Below are 14,146 nucleotides of genomic sequence, written 5' to 3'. Positions count from 1 at the left end.
TCATTGTTGTGATTTTTTCAATGTAAATTCATTTCTTCGAGTTTGAAAACTATCGTTGATCATGGTTGCTAAGGGCGGTTGTGCCGTGTGCGGTGATGATATCTATTCACCTCAGCTCAAAATTTATACGTTAAGCACGGTATCTTCTGAGAGATCGACGAGCATCTCGATCGGAATCGATACCGGGGTCAGCTCTTGAAGTGAGGTCGTAAATGATAAGGAACAAAGGTACCAGACCTACATGGACCGGATATCGTTTTGCTAGTAGCATGATATTGAGGGTAAATGATCTAGAACTGGAGGTGCTTGCAGAGGCGGAAGCGTCCTAGAGGCTCATTTTCAGAGCCTAGCGGATCTGAATGGCACTAGTATCTAACCGTCGGCCCCATTGAGCTGATCACTCTGTTCATAAAATGATGCGCTCCAATAGCATATTCATGGACTCGATAGTCGACGGCGTTCATCTTCTTACCCTTATGCTGAGTGAACCCTTTGTACTTGCAAAGTTTCTGGTCGACAATGTAAAGATGCTTGATCTTGTTGTTAACCACTCTAATTTCGTCAATTATCTTGAAAGAAGATAGGCGCCTCAAATCTATTCCAGCCCGTCTTGCACAACCAAGAATTTTATCCCACTCATGTGGAAGTCCCGTCTGCGACTTGTCTTTGAGTATGATGGCCTGCTTAACGTGTTGCTCAATGGTCACCCACAAGTGGATGATAAGACCTTCATTGGCAATGGTCTTGGCGTTTTTTATTTCGCAATACATATCGAAAGGCTTAAACCCGAGCCGGGCATGAGGGTGATAGTCCTCATGTCCGGATTCGATAATTTGGCTGAACATGCCATCATAGTGCTGATCGTATTCGGCGAGCTTGGGAGCTAGCACCTCAACGTTATGGTTGTATTGGGCTACCGCATACCTGTTACACATAATTACGTCATCAATTCGATTAATGACAGCTTGTCGCAGCCCGCTTAATTGGTGAGTGAATTTTTTCCGAGTCTCACACTTTTGATTTTCGCTGGAGGGGAACTCAAGAAAATCGCCAACTAGTGCTTTGGTTTTTGGGTCTGAGCTGTCTTTGTGTAGCTCAACATATTCATTTAAAGTTGGTATGAATTCGACTTTTTCTAATTTCAATGCTACGTCCTTGCGCAGACACATTAAAGAAGCTGAGGCGGGACTTCCACTGACTTAGTGAAAGCTTGCTCAGACAAAGCAGTTGTCGCGCTACCGGTAACTGCTGACAACCCTTGTAAAATAGCTATTGGCTCGAATCTAAAATTATCTGTCGCGCTCTGCCACTAGCCGCAAGTAGATAGATTGAAGCATTCATCCCGCCTCTTGGTCCTGATCCTCATCGAGGGGACGCGTCGATCCCAATATTAATTTCAATTGCTTCGTCAGTTCACGTAGCTCTTCTGAAGCCACCTTGACTCTTTCATACTTCGGCATATCAATCCCATGGACGAGCCGATTACGAAAGTCTTGAATCCGCTTAGCTGCTTGGCCAAGCGAAGGCCCGGTCTTAGGGTAATATTGATGAAGCATCGAAACCATGCGCATGGGCGCCCATGGGCCGGATTCACCGGGCTGTTTATCTTTCCATAGCTTAGTGAGCATTTGCTCATACTCTACCCAAAGCTGAATGAATTCACCGATTGCCTCCCGCTGCTGACGAGTCTCGCCCGTGACTAAAGATACCGAAGGTGTAGGCTCAACTCGTCGAATATGCTCATACATAGCGTACCGGCTCGGATCCTCTATCAGAATTTGGTCTATCACCTGCTCAGACAATGGACGCTTTTCAAAGTCGTTATGCAGGGGTTGAACGTATTGTGCAAGATTTTCGGGCTTGTTTAAGTCCAACGACTTCAACAAATCAAATAGTATATCGACCCGACCAATGGCAGCCTCTGTCACCGTTGCCTCGCCTAGAGCGGCTCTAGCAAGCTCTATTAGTGACGCCGCCAGGTCATAGTGATTAGAGAACTTACGCCCTTGAGTAGACGCTCGTTGCTCTCCTGCTTTCTGCAACCTTTCCAGCGCAATTTCGCCCGACAGCACTAAGCCATTAAGCTCATCTAAAATTGAATATTCTTCAACTGACAACTCACCTTGAAGCGGCTTGTATACTAAGTCATGTTCCACCTCCGACCATGCATGCATGAGTACAGAGGCGACCTGAATTTCTACTTTCGCTTCAGCATAACGCTGATTGGAGTCATGAAGTGTCGCCTCTTTCAGAACTACACGGTAGTGCGTAGCCCAGTATCCCGAAAAGCGTTTTTTATACGACGGCGCTGCAGCAGTTGGAAACTCTTTTGGTGTCTCCGTCAGATCAAATAACCCTTCAATTATTCGTCCTACCTCTTGCCGCTCTCCGGGAAAGTACAAGGCAACCCGAACTCCTGCCAGATCCACAATGTCGTCAAAAATTGCAGAAACGCTCTCATAGCGACGCTTCAGCGCGCGTTGCCTGACTTTTGCCTCTAGGCGGGTCGGGTTTTTCGCTCGCGAGGTGACAATGGCTCGGACGCCCGCCGAACGCAAATTAGCCTCTAGGCTCTGTGCGACCATACGACAGGCTTGTTCGTAGAAGTCGTACTCTTTTCGGTAACGGGCAATAAACTCTGAGACGATATCCAAGTTATTCTTCCATTGAATTGGACTGCAGCAAGGTATCGACTTTACACCAGTCGAGCGCTTGGCTGGATTCCCTGCAAAGTAGCGGATATAAACCACGGCGTCTAGGAATGGCCTGCTTCCCCGGCTATGCCTCACTCGATGATATGAGTCGCCTCGATATTCCTATACACCTTTGGGTCCGCTTTTGGCAGGTAGCGGGCCTCCATGAACGTCCACTTCTGGCCGATTGCGGGCCTTCGTCTCAGGTAGCTACAGGCCAAAGGCGACTGTCAAAACGCTACACCTGATGCCCTGCCATCCGCGACCAATACTGCTGTATATTTTCGGATCAGATGGAAATGTTACGAAAGGATTGAAGCATGGTATCCATAAGGGGATGGTTAACTCGACTGAAAAATCACGAGGCGCCCGTCACGCAATGGGAGGCTCAGCGCCGTGAGGAAGCTGCGCGTTTGCTCGGCAACGCAGAAGAGAGTGGCGACTGGATAGCGCTGACCACCCACTACAACGGTTTCATTCGCGAAGTAGCGGTAAGGGCACTACGTGACCAACCTTCTCCTGAAGCATTAGCAGCATTGATCGATCGGTTGAACGATTGGGTTCCACAAATTCGTGAGCTGGCAGCAGAAAGCCTAAATCATTATCTATCGCCGTCTTATGTTCAGGCCTTGTTGTTCGTGCTCGAACCGCTCATGGCGCTGGCTTCGCGTCAAAGGGCAGATCATGGTCCTACGCTGATGGCCGTGCGCAAGGTCCTTCAGACGGCCGAGATTCACGATGATGTCTACGCAAACTTCCTGGCGCGACAAAGCGGTCCGGCACGCTACTTGTTCACGTTGTTGCTGGAAAAAAGTGTCGATCCACAGGCGCTTCTACGAGATTCACTGGCCCACCGAGAGTTAACTGTTCGCCTTGCAGCCGTGGCCGCTTGCCAAGCGTTGCCAACGGCGCAAGCACTGCCATTGCTACGCGAAGCCCTGTTTCGCCCAGGGGCCAAGGTGCGAGTCTGCGTAATGCGTGCGCTGCTGCCATTGCTGGAAAATCCACAACCGTTGTTGTGTACGGCCTTACTGGATGACTCGCGGTCCATCCGAACCCTGGCCCTCTGGCTAGCGCCGAAATACGATATTGATGCGCTGGCCATTCTGGCCGAACGACTGACGCAGGGCTTGCCCACAGCAAAACGCGATTGGCTGGGTATCCTGGGGCTGGCAGCAGAACTTGATGTCGAACTCGAACACAGCTGGTTGACGGCAGCAGCAGGATCTAATTATCCCTCCGTACGGCAAGCCACTATGGGCCATCTGGGCGAGGGACATTCGGTTGAGCTGCTCAACGCGCTCGACGATCCATCGAGCACCGTATTTCTTGCTGCAGTTGCCCAACTGGACACGCATTCTTGGGCTTCATTAAAAACCGGGCTAGATGCCAAATTGGACAAGGATTGGCATGAGCTATCCGAAAAGCGCCGCCATGCCCTTATGCGACTGCGTCCGCAATGGCAGCAAGTAGCTTACTTACTCGCACGGTTAACTGCAGAGCCCGCTGCACAAACTCTTTGGGCTAAACGAGTCGACTTGTGGTGCGAGGAGCAATACCAAATTGTCGATCCGGTCACGTCCAGGGCCGAGCGAGGCAAACTGATTGAGCAGCTCCGAGACCTCACCTCAAAAGGACTAATCAGCAGTGCCAATTTTGCACGTGTTTCGGATTGATCAAACTCCGACACGACTACAGAAATTCGAGCACTCATGATCCAGCTCATACGGGGTGTGAACTCATATTGAGCATTCAGTTGCGCATTGTCTGCGTCGTTCAGCCTGAATGTTCTGTAGGAAACGGCTCTACCAGCGGTGTAGCCCCCACCCGCACAGTCTCCCCTCGCAACCCCACCCGCATATCCGCCCCACTAGGCTGCTGATACAAGCTCAACCCGAACTCCGGCATCACCGTAATCAGATAATCGAAAATATCCCCTTGTATCCGCTCGTACTCAACCCACACCGTCGTGCGCGTGAAGCAGTAGATTTCCAGCGGAATGCCTTGTGAGGTGGGTTCGAGCTGACGAACCATGCAGGTCATGCCTGGATTGATGTCGACGTGGCTTTTCAGATAAGCCAGCGCGTAGGCGCGGAAGGTGCCGATGTTGGTCATGCGTCGGCGGTTGGCGGACATTTGTGCGACGTTGCCTTGTGCCTGGTTCCAGGCGAGCAATTCGGCCTGTTTGCGGCCGATGTAGTCGGTGAGCAGGTGGATTTGCATCAGTTGTTGTTCTTCATCGTCGCGCACGAAGCGTACGCCGCTGGCGTCGATGAACAGGCTGCGCTTGATGCGCCGTCCGCCGGATTGCTGCATGCCGCGCCAGTTGCGGAATGACTCGGACATCAAGCGCCAAGTGGGGATGGAGACGATGGTTTTGTCGAAGTTCTGCACCTTGACGGTGTGCAGGGTGATGTCCACCACGTCGCCGTCCGCGCCCACTTGCGGCATTTCGATCCAGTCGCCGACGCGCAGCATATCGTTGCTGGTCAGCTGCACACTGGCGACGAAGGAGAGCAGGGTGTCCTTGTAGACCAACAGGATGACCGCCGACATGGCGCCGAGGCCGGACAGCAGTAGCAGGGGCGAGCGGTCGATCAGGGTGGCGACGATGATGATCCCGGCGAAGACGTAGAGGATCATCTTCGACAGTTGCACGTAACCCTTGATGGAGCGCGTGCGGGCGTGTTCGGTGCGCGCGTAGATGTCCAGCAGGGCGTTGAGCAGGGCACCGATGGCTAATGTCATGAACAGGATGGTGAACGCCATGGCGATGTTGCCGATCACGTTCCGGCCCGCAGTGCTCAGGCCCGGGACCAGCGTGAGGCCGAACTGAATGACCAGTGACGGCACCATCTGCGCCAGTCGGTGAAAGACCTTGTTGTGGCGGAAGTCGTTGACCCAGTGCAGGGACGGCTGACGGCCGAGCATCCTGACGGCGTACAGCACCAGAAAGCGCGCCACGCGGCCAAGCACCAGTGCGGCGGTCAGCAACAGGACCAGTGCCAGCCCGGTACGTACCCACGGGTGCTGGTCGAGCATGTCCCAGAGTTCCTGGGTCTTGAGCCAAAGCGAGTGAATATCCATAAAAGCATCGGGCCCGTTGAGCGAAGAGGGGGCGCGATTAAAGCACTTACGGATCAGAAGGAGCGAGCCCCTTATGACAGGACACACAATAATCGCTGTCATGATGGTCGGTCGAACTCTTTGATCCCGCCAGTCTGTCTCGTGCTCCGCCGATACGTTAGAATTCAAATTCAAAAAGGGAACAGGCATAGAGGCCTGTTCCAATCTCGCTAAGGGTTGAATTCCATGCTGGCTATCATGGAAGATATAGTTAATTTCTATAGGAATTTCAAATATGCATGAACAAGCGTTGTTGACAGAAGATCATCCAAGTCTTGGAAATGTCGGTGCGTTAGTCGGAATAGACCAAATCGAAGAGTTATACAAGACATCGGTATCAGCCAATAATGCTGTCAAAGTGAAATGTGCTAATTCCTCATGTGGCGTCAAGGTAAGCATCGTCATACCAGACAAGGAAAAAGCAGGCAGAAAAACTTCACCCTCTGCTCACTTCAGAGGGCGCCACCCTGCGGGGTGTGATAGAAAGCCCCAGACCTCAGCTACAGCAACTACCAGCGCATCCTCGCAGCTCAAAGCGAATCCAGTGAAAAAAGATTTTCCGCAGGTGTGGATAGATCCATCAAGTACAGCAGTGAACGAGTCTGGAAGCTCGCTTGCTTCTGCGACCCAAGATCAACGGACAGGATCAGGAGTTGGCGGGCGCTCCAAGGACGGCTTTGGTGCCAGTGAAGGTCGCTCAGAAATGGTAAAGAGATTTGCCAGGGCGTGGCTGGAAATGAATGCTCAATCCAGAAGAATGAGTTCCTTGAAAGCACCATGGAATCCTGAAGGCACCTACGATTCTGCTTTTTACTCGTTTGAACTCAATAGCACCAAATTTCTTGGGAAAGTGGGCACCAAGATATTTACTGCTCCAGTTATTTCCGTAGATAAGGTCGGGGGAGATTTTTATTTAGGTCTACAAGAGAAAGCCCTTGGGCAAGCTCCGAAGATTGTCGTGCTAAAGTCAGAAGTCTTTGAGGTGGGAGCAGCCGGGCGCGCATTGCTGAACCAGCTGAATACGTTTGATTTGGCCCAAAAAGTCTATCTGTTTTGTTATGGCTCTTTTAAATATAACGCTGGTGCCAGTCAGTCCGAATTGGTGGTGAAGCACCCGCATTTTATTTATATTGATTTACCCGCATTGTGAACCAACCTCATCTTCTGATGCGCCGCTGACGTCGGTTGCAAACGCAATGGGTGGATCTGAATGTCGCCTCCTGATTACCCCCGATACCTCACCGCCTCGACAAACGCACTGAACGCCGGCGACGCCTGTCGCCGGTTCGGGTAGTACAAGTGAAAGCCTTCGAAATAAGGGCTCCAGTCGACCAGCACTTCTTTCAAACGGCCGCTGGCGATGTGCGGCTCGGCCATGGAGTCCGGCACGTAGGCCAGGCCTACGCCGTCCAGTGCAGCGTTGAGGACGTGGATCATGCTGTTCGACGTGAATTGCCCGTTGACCCGTATGTTGAGCTTGCGGCTGTCCTTCTCGAACTCCCAGGCATAGCAGCTGCCGTTCGGCGAGTGGCGGATGTTGATGCAGGTGTGCTGGGTCAGGTCCTGTGGTTGAAGGGGAACGGGGTGTCGCTCGAAGTAGGCAGGCGACCCGACCACTGACAAGCGCCAGTCAGCCCCGAGACGCACGGCGATCATGTCCTTGCTGATGGATTCACCCAAGCGGATGCCTGCATCGAAACGTTCGCTGACAATATTGGTGAAGCCGTAGTCGATGCAGATCTCGATCTGGATATCCGGGTACTGTGCGAGAAACCCTGCAAGCATTGGGCGGATAATGCCTTCGGCGGCGTCATCGGAGCAGGTAATGCGAATGGTGCCGGCGGGCTTGTCGCGCAGTTCGCCCAACACTTCGACTTCTGCGGCAATCTGATCCAGCAGCGGCCCGATCGAACGCATCAGCCTTTCACCGGCCTCGGTCGGTGCCACGTTGCGTGTGGTTCTGGCCAGCAGGCGCAGGCCCATGCGCTCTTCAAGCCCTCTCATGCTGTGGCTCAGGGCCGAGGGCGTAACGCCCAGTTTGGTCGCGGCCTTGGTAAAGCTCTGATCCCGGGCCACCAGCAGGAAGGCTTGCAGGTCATTGAGTTTCGGTGTGCTCATTGCTGAGTATCTCTCACAAGCGCGTGGAAATTACGGCGTCTAATAATCCTAATCCCTTTGCCCTAACCTGTGCCGACTATTTTCAACGTCGCCAGGTCAGGAAGCATGCAAGCATTTGATTCAACCCTGCAGCAGCCCTCCAGTGCCGCGCATCCCCCTGCATGGGGCGCTGTATTTTCGATGGCGCTGTGTGTGGTGGTGCTGATTGCTTCAGAGTTCATGCCGGTCAGCCTGCTGACGCCGATCGCGCAGGACCTCGGCATCAGCCAAGGCCAGGCAGGGCAGGCAATCTCGATCTCGGGTTTCTTTGCAGTATTGACCAGCCTGCTGAACACACCGCTGACCGGGCATCTTGACCGCAAACCGGTGCTGCTGGGCTTCAGCCTGCTGTTGCTGGTGTCCGGGGTGATCGTCACGCTGGCGTCCAACGGCTGGTTGTTCATGGCGGGCCGTGCGTTGCTCGGGATTGCCATTGGCGGTTTCTGGTCGATGTCGACGGCGACCGTAATGAAGCTGGTGCCCGAAGAGTCTGTTTCCAAGGGCCTTGCACTGATCAACGGCGGTAATGCGCTGGCGGCCACAGTGGCAGCGCCGTTGGGCAGCTTCATGGGCCAATACATCGGTTGGCGTGGCGCGTTTTTTCTGGTTATTCCGCTCGCTGCTCTGGCGTTTGCCTGGCAGTGGCTGAGCCTTCCGGCAATGAACAGCCAGCCGGGCAAGCGGGCGCGCAATCCGTTTCGCCTGCTGGGTAACCCGCAAGTGGCCATCGGCATGGCCGCCATCCTGTTGCTGTTTATGGGCCAGTTCGCCGTCTTCACCTATTTGCGCCCGTTTCTGGAAGAGATCACCGGGGTCAGCGTCAACTCCCTGTCCCTGATGCTTTTGGCGCTGGGGGCCAGCGGGCTGGCCGGCACCTACCTGATCGGCAGGCTGCTGCACAAAGGCCTGTATGCCTGCCTGATCGGCATTCCGCTGCTGATGGCGGTGCTGGCCGGGTTGCTCACCGGTCTCGGCCATTCGCCACAGGCCGTCGCCATCGTGCTTGCCGCCTGGGGGCTGATCGCCACGCCTGCGCCTGTTGCCTGGGGCCTTTGGCTGAGTAAAACGCTGCCCGACGATGCTGAGGCAGGTGGCGGCTTGATGGTTGCAACCATTCAACTCGCGATCACCGCGGGAGCAGGCATCGGTGGTGCACTGTTCGACAACCTTGGCTGGTGGAGCCCGTTCGCGTTCGGTGGCGTGGTGCTGGCGGGTTCAGCCGCACTTGCCGCAACGGCGCGAGGCAATGCTCGTACTGATCGATAAAGTCACAACCAAGTGCTGAAAAAAACGCGGGTCAATCACTTAACAAGGGAACACGCCATGAAAAAGTTTCTTTTGATGTTGGGGCTTTTAATAAGCTCATACGCTGCGACAGGAGCAGACATGTCTCACGGTGCTGATAATTTCTACACAAGCGACAAGGTCGTTGCGCAAAAAGTGCTGTTCAACAACCAGTACAAGATGAAAGTCGCGGGCAACCTGTTTATACCCAAAGGCTCGAACCCGAATGTTAAAGCTCCGGCAATCATCGTCGGCCATCCGATGGGGGCGGTGAAGGAGCAAAGCGCCAATCTGTACGCGCAGAAACTGGCAGAGCAGGGGTTTATCACTTTGTCGCTGGATTTGTCGTCCTGAGGCGGGAGCGAAGGCCAGCCGCGTAACGCCGTTTCACCCGATTTATACGCCGAAGACTTCAGCGCCGCAGTGGACTTTCTCGGCACCCAGTCCTTTGTGGACAAGAATCGCATCGGGGTCCTGGGCATCTGCGGCAGTGGCAGCTTTGTCATCAGTGCCGCGAAGATCGACCCGCGCATGAAAGCTATCGCCACCGTCAGCATGTACGACATGGGTGCCGCCAATCGCAATGGTCTGAAACATTCGCAAACCCTGGCTCAGCGCAAGAAGATCATTGAGCAGGCGGCACTGCAACGCGACGTGGAATACAGCGGTGGCGATACGGCCTACACCAGCGGCACTGTATACAAACTGACTGACAAATCCGGGCCGATCGAACGCGAGTTCTATGATTTCTATCGCACGCCACGGGGCGAGTTCACGCCTGAAGGTCAGTCCCCCGAACTGACCACTCACCCGACGCTGACCAGCAACGTCAAGTTCATGAACTTCTATCCGTTCAACGACATCGAGACGATATCGCCACGCCCGATGCTGTTCATTGCCGGTTCGGTTGCGCACTCTCTGGAGTTCAGCGAAGAGGCCTACAAACTGGCCGGTCAGCCCAAGCAACTGATTATCGTACCGGGCGCGGGGCATGTGGACCTTTATGATCGGGTCGATCTCACCCCGTTCGACAAGCTGGGTGAGTTCTTCAAGAAAAACCTGAAGTAATCAGCCCGTCCTGAATACTTCAAAAGGCCCTGCAACAGCAGGGCCTTTTTCGTCGTCAGCCTTTTGCGACTTCAAATCTGACCGCCACTGCACCCTGGTGACAGAAACTGTCCCTCTCCCCACTTACCATGGCACAGACAAGGCAAAGCCCTTGATGAGCGCTTGACGCAGCGGAGACTGTTGTTGCCTTGGCAATCGAATCAGTAGCTGATTGAGGAGATCACCATGTCCAGTGTTGAGCCGCTTGATCCGTCGTTTCCATTAAGCCAACAGATGGGAATCGATGCTGCCCCCATCGTATTAATCAACGTCTGCACGATGTCAGTTGAGGACGAAGCAGCCTTTCTCATCGCGTGGGCAACTGACGCTGCGTTCATGAAAAAACAGCCTGGCTTCATCTCGACGCAGCTGCATCGCGCGCTGGGAGACAGCCCAACGTATCTCAACTACGCAGTGTTCGAGTCTGCGCAGTCCTGGCGCACTGCTTTCAAACACCCTGACTTCCGCGAGATCACCAAGGCCCATCCGCCATCGGCGGTATTTCGCCCGCATCTGTTTCAAAAAGTCGCTGTAGCGAATTTATGCACAGCCTAGCGACGGGAATCCTGTCCCGGTAGTTATTTACGCAGTAAGAGGACTACTTATGAAAGCCGTTCAGTTCAACGAATACGGTGGCACCGATGTATTGAAGATCGTCGACATAGACCCTCCGCACGCGGGGCCGGGTGAGGTGCGCATTAAAGTGCAGGCGGTCGGTGTCAATCCCATCGATTGGAAAATACGCGCGGGGTATGTTGATGACTTCATGCCCGTGACCTTTCCCGCCGGTGTCGGCTCAGAGGCGGCAGGCATCATTGATGAGGTCGGTGAGGGTGTTTCAGGATTTGCCGTCGGTGACGTCGTTTTCGGCTACGGACGAAATACTCTGGCGGAACAGGCAGTCCTGAGAAGTTGGGCGTCTGTGCCGCGCAACATGCCAATCGAGGTGGCAGGTGGTTTGCCTGTCGTTGTTGAAACTGCGACCCGCATCCTCGATCACGTCAATATCAAAGCCGGCGAAACACTCCTGATAACGGGCGCGGCAGGTGGTGTCGGGTCTGCCGCCATCCAGATGGCACTGCATCGCGGTGCCATCGTGATCGGTACGGCGAGTGCTCCCAAGCATGAGTACCTTCGCAGCCTGGGCGCTGTGCCGACCACCTACGAACCCGGCCTGGCCGCCAGAGTCCAGGCCTTGGAACCCAACGGCGTCAATGCCGCGCTGGACCTGGCCGGAGCTGGCAGCGTGCCTGAACTGGTTGCCATTGTCGGTGATGCCAGCCGGGTCGTGTCCATTTCTGATGTGTCGGCCCCGCAGCATGGCGTGGTTTTCTCCGCGAAATCGCTCGACCATCCCGAGCGGGCGTTTAAAGAAGCGGCGCGCTTGTATGAGATGGGAGCGCTAGATCTGCGTATCGAGCAAACCTTTTCGCTCGGGGAAGTTGCCAATGCTCAGGCGATCAGCGCCGCCGGGCGCGTGACCGGCAAGCTCGTCATTACGCTGGCTTGATCAAAACACCGGGTCGCGGCCTGTGTCTGGCGGGGCGAAGATTGCGAGGGCGGCTGCTTGTATCAGCAGGTCTCGCCCCGGACGTTGCACGGCAGAATCTCCAGTGCTCGCCACTCTTTGATAAGTTGGCGGCGGTTGCGCGTGTAGCGTTCAGTCAGCACGTGCGCCTGCGCGATGTCATCCATGTCGATCACCCGGTAACGGCTGTCGCCCTCACACCAGACCGCCAAATGACGCCTGGACTCGATGAAGCCGAGCATGATCGGCCAGATGATCTGCGGGTCCTTGGGCGCGTGCTCTATCGAAAGCGTGATGCTCAGCTTGCACTGGTCGCGCAGCGCACGGCGAATTTCGCTCAGGTCGATGGTTGTTGCAACGCTGAGCGGTTTGCTGATGTAGAACGTTTCGTCTTCCAGTGTCGGGCGCATCTCTACAGGCAAAACGGCGCTGATTTTGGCCAGGGCATTTTTTACGGCGAAGGCGAACTTGTCGTCCGTCTGGCGACTGACCCACTGCGCGCCGATCATCAGCGCCTGCACTTCTTCCTCCGTGAACGACAATGGAGGCAATAGAAAACCGGGCTTGAGGATGTACCCCAGGCCCGGCTCGCCGTCGATATCAGCACCCATGCCTTGCAGGGTCGCAACATCGCGGCGGATGGTGCGCAGTGAAACGCCCAGTTCCTGCGCAAGAGACGCGCCTGATACCGTTCTGCGATGCCGACGAAGCGCTTGCATCAATTCAAACAAACGATGACTTCTGGCCATGCCTACTCCATCGCGATAACACCTTTGCCACCGAGCTTGCGACCTTTCTCAAGTTCGTTGATCAGTGTGATTGCGCTGCTCAAGGGAACCACTTCACCCACCGGAATCTTGAAGGTGCCCCTGCTGGCGGCTTCGGCCAGCTTATCCAGAATCTCGACGCGTGGCGAACCTATGATGGGCTTGAGCCTGCGATCGAAGAGGGCGCGTATGAACTTGCCGGGGCCAGGATTCAGGTCCAGAAACACTCCGCCCGGTCGTAGCATCTCAACGCCTTCCGATACCGTCAGCGTGGCGGCGGTGTCGTATACCACGTCGAAACGTGCGGGAATAGCCGATACGTGGGTGGTTCTATAGTCGTAAACATTCTGCACCCCCAGCGCCTTCGCCCGGTCGAAATCCCCGGCACTGCAACTGCCTGAAACCGTAGCGCCGAAGTAACGCGCGATCTGCACCGCTGCTTCGCCGACCGCTCCCGAGCAGCCGTTGATGAACACATGCTGGCCTGCCTGCAGCTTCGCTTTGTCGATCAGCCCATTCCAGGCGGTGATGCCCGGCGTGCCGATGCAGGCTGCATCTTCGAAAGAGAGCGACTCGGGTTTTTTAGCCAAAAATGTTTCTTTTGTCACGACCGCCTGACCAAATGCGCCGCTTTCCTTGAAACGTGCAAGCCCCAGCACCGCGTCGCCTACCTTGAGCCGAGTGACATCCGCGCCAACCGTGATGACGGTACCCGAGAAGTCCATGCCCATCGCCCGGGGAAACGCGTTGCCCGTGACGATCTTCATCATGCCGTTGCGCAGTTTCCAGTCGATTGGATTAATAGCCGCAAACTTTACCTGTACAGCCACCTCGCCTTTTCCGGGCGCGGACAACTCGAAATTATCGAGCCGCATCAACTCCGGCCCTCCGTATTTGCTGTATTGAATCCGCTGCATCAGTCATCTCCCCCGGTGAGTGTGGAAATGACAGTACACAGCGACAGGGACAGTTTTTGTCACCATGATTAGCCGGAGCAGCCCGTATCAACCCGCCATGCGCCGCTCCCGCAACGCGCTCATACATTCACGCCCGGCGTCCTCGGCTGTTTGCAGCACCGTATGGCTGCTGTCTTCGGTGATCCAGGTCAGCATCCGCACCTGACTCGTAGCCTGGCTGCCGCCGTGCATGCGATTCAGAGTTTCACGTTGTTTGAGCATGGCCTTCATGCGCGTGGCCAGCAGAAAGATGTCGTCGATGAAACCGTCTTCGACGTGGTCGTGATGCTCGATGCCCAGACCTGTTGCGTCGTGGTCGATGCGCAAGTGGTAATGCATCGCCCCGGTGGCGTCTTCGCTGCCGAACAGTGCGATGACGAAACCTTTGCCCAGCAGGGTGCGCAGGGCGTGCTGGATGATTTCCTGCACATCGGGGGTGATCTGCCTGACTTCGCGGCTCATGTAGCAGCTCCTGAACTGATTCGTGGTGCCAGGCAGTATTCAATGGCTGGATGTTAAGTGCGGTCC

The 14,146-nt window shown here is 55.0% G+C and carries 12 protein-coding genes and 1 pseudogene; 6 read left to right on the top strand and 7 right to left on the bottom strand.

Features of this window, described 5'->3' with window-relative positions; genetic code table 11:
- Window positions 1–365 precede the first annotated feature (365 nt).
- Both AO068_RS12525 and AO068_RS12520 read right to left on the bottom strand, forming a co-directional pair.
- Window positions 366–1,145, bottom strand: a complete 780-nt coding sequence (locus tag AO068_RS12525; RefSeq protein WP_058408514.1) for a hypothetical protein — start codon at window positions 1,143–1,145, stop codon at window positions 366–368.
- A 192-nt stretch (window positions 1,146–1,337) separates the two neighbouring features.
- Complete coding sequence (locus AO068_RS12520; RefSeq protein WP_058408513.1) at window positions 1,338–2,654, bottom strand: GTP pyrophosphokinase; 1,317 nt, start codon at window positions 2,652–2,654, stop codon at window positions 1,338–1,340.
- A gap of 359 nt (window positions 2,655–3,013) precedes the next feature.
- Between AO068_RS12520 and AO068_RS12515 the strand changes: the two genes are divergently transcribed.
- Window positions 3,014–4,369, top strand: coding sequence for a PBS lyase (locus tag AO068_RS12515; protein ID WP_058408512.1), 1,356 nt, complete (start codon window positions 3,014–3,016; stop codon window positions 4,367–4,369).
- Between the two features lie 100 nt (window positions 4,370–4,469).
- On the opposite strand, the gene AO068_RS12510 is transcribed toward AO068_RS12515, so the two are convergent.
- The gene (locus AO068_RS12510; protein WP_058408511.1) at window positions 4,470–5,780 is read right to left on the bottom strand and encodes a mechanosensitive ion channel family protein; all 1,311 of its coding nucleotides are present in this window, start codon (window positions 5,778–5,780) and stop codon (window positions 4,470–4,472) included.
- Window positions 5,781–6,054: 274 nt separating this feature from the next.
- Between AO068_RS12510 and AO068_RS28205 the strand changes: the two genes are divergently transcribed.
- Window positions 6,055–6,969, top strand: coding sequence for a hypothetical protein (locus tag AO068_RS28205; protein WP_147467844.1), 915 nt, complete (start codon window positions 6,055–6,057; stop codon window positions 6,967–6,969).
- Between the two features lie 74 nt (window positions 6,970–7,043).
- Here the strand turns inward: AO068_RS28205 and AO068_RS12500 are convergent, their stop codons facing one another.
- The gene (locus AO068_RS12500) at window positions 7,044–7,937 is read right to left on the bottom strand and encodes a LysR family transcriptional regulator (RefSeq protein ID WP_058408509.1); all 894 of its coding nucleotides are present in this window, start codon (window positions 7,935–7,937) and stop codon (window positions 7,044–7,046) included.
- Window positions 7,938–8,042: 105 nt separating this feature from the next.
- Here AO068_RS12500 and AO068_RS12495 point away from each other — a divergent pair, with 105 nt between their 5' ends.
- The 4 genes and pseudogenes from AO068_RS12495 (at window position 8,043) to AO068_RS12480 (ending at window position 11,877) form a co-directional block, all read left to right on the top strand.
- Complete coding sequence (locus AO068_RS12495; RefSeq protein WP_058408508.1) at window positions 8,043–9,242, top strand: MFS transporter; 1,200 nt, start codon at window positions 8,043–8,045, stop codon at window positions 9,240–9,242.
- 57 nt (window positions 9,243–9,299) lie between these two features.
- Window positions 9,300–10,328 (top strand): annotated as a pseudogene (locus tag AO068_RS12490) (alpha/beta hydrolase).
- Window positions 10,329–10,553: 225 nt separating this feature from the next.
- Complete coding sequence (locus AO068_RS12485) at window positions 10,554–10,922, top strand: antibiotic biosynthesis monooxygenase family protein (protein WP_058408507.1); 369 nt, start codon at window positions 10,554–10,556, stop codon at window positions 10,920–10,922.
- A 49-nt stretch (window positions 10,923–10,971) separates the two neighbouring features.
- A complete protein-coding gene (locus AO068_RS12480; RefSeq protein ID WP_058408506.1) occupies window positions 10,972–11,877 on the top strand; it encodes an NADP-dependent oxidoreductase in 906 nt (301 codons plus the stop codon).
- A 62-nt stretch (window positions 11,878–11,939) separates the two neighbouring features.
- Here the strand turns inward: AO068_RS12480 and AO068_RS12475 are convergent, their stop codons facing one another.
- From AO068_RS12475 to AO068_RS12465, 3 genes are all read right to left on the bottom strand, one after another.
- Window positions 11,940–12,644, bottom strand: coding sequence for a helix-turn-helix transcriptional regulator (locus tag AO068_RS12475; protein WP_058408505.1), 705 nt, complete (start codon window positions 12,642–12,644; stop codon window positions 11,940–11,942).
- Window positions 12,645–12,646: 2 nt separating this feature from the next.
- A complete protein-coding gene (locus AO068_RS12470) occupies window positions 12,647–13,579 on the bottom strand; it encodes an NAD(P)-dependent alcohol dehydrogenase (protein WP_058408504.1) in 933 nt (310 codons plus the stop codon).
- Window positions 13,580–13,666: 87 nt separating this feature from the next.
- The gene (locus tag AO068_RS12465) at window positions 13,667–14,080 is read right to left on the bottom strand and encodes a hypothetical protein (RefSeq protein ID WP_058408503.1); all 414 of its coding nucleotides are present in this window, start codon (window positions 14,078–14,080) and stop codon (window positions 13,667–13,669) included.
- Between the last annotated feature and the right edge of the window lie 66 nt (window positions 14,081–14,146).

Source organism: Pseudomonas sp. ICMP 3272, assembly GCF_001466905.1.
Lineage (GTDB): Bacteria > Pseudomonadota > Gammaproteobacteria > Pseudomonadales > Pseudomonadaceae > Aquipseudomonas > Aquipseudomonas amygdali.
The sequence above is the reverse complement of the archived record's forward strand: the minus strand, read 5'-3'. Positions and strand labels throughout refer to the sequence as shown.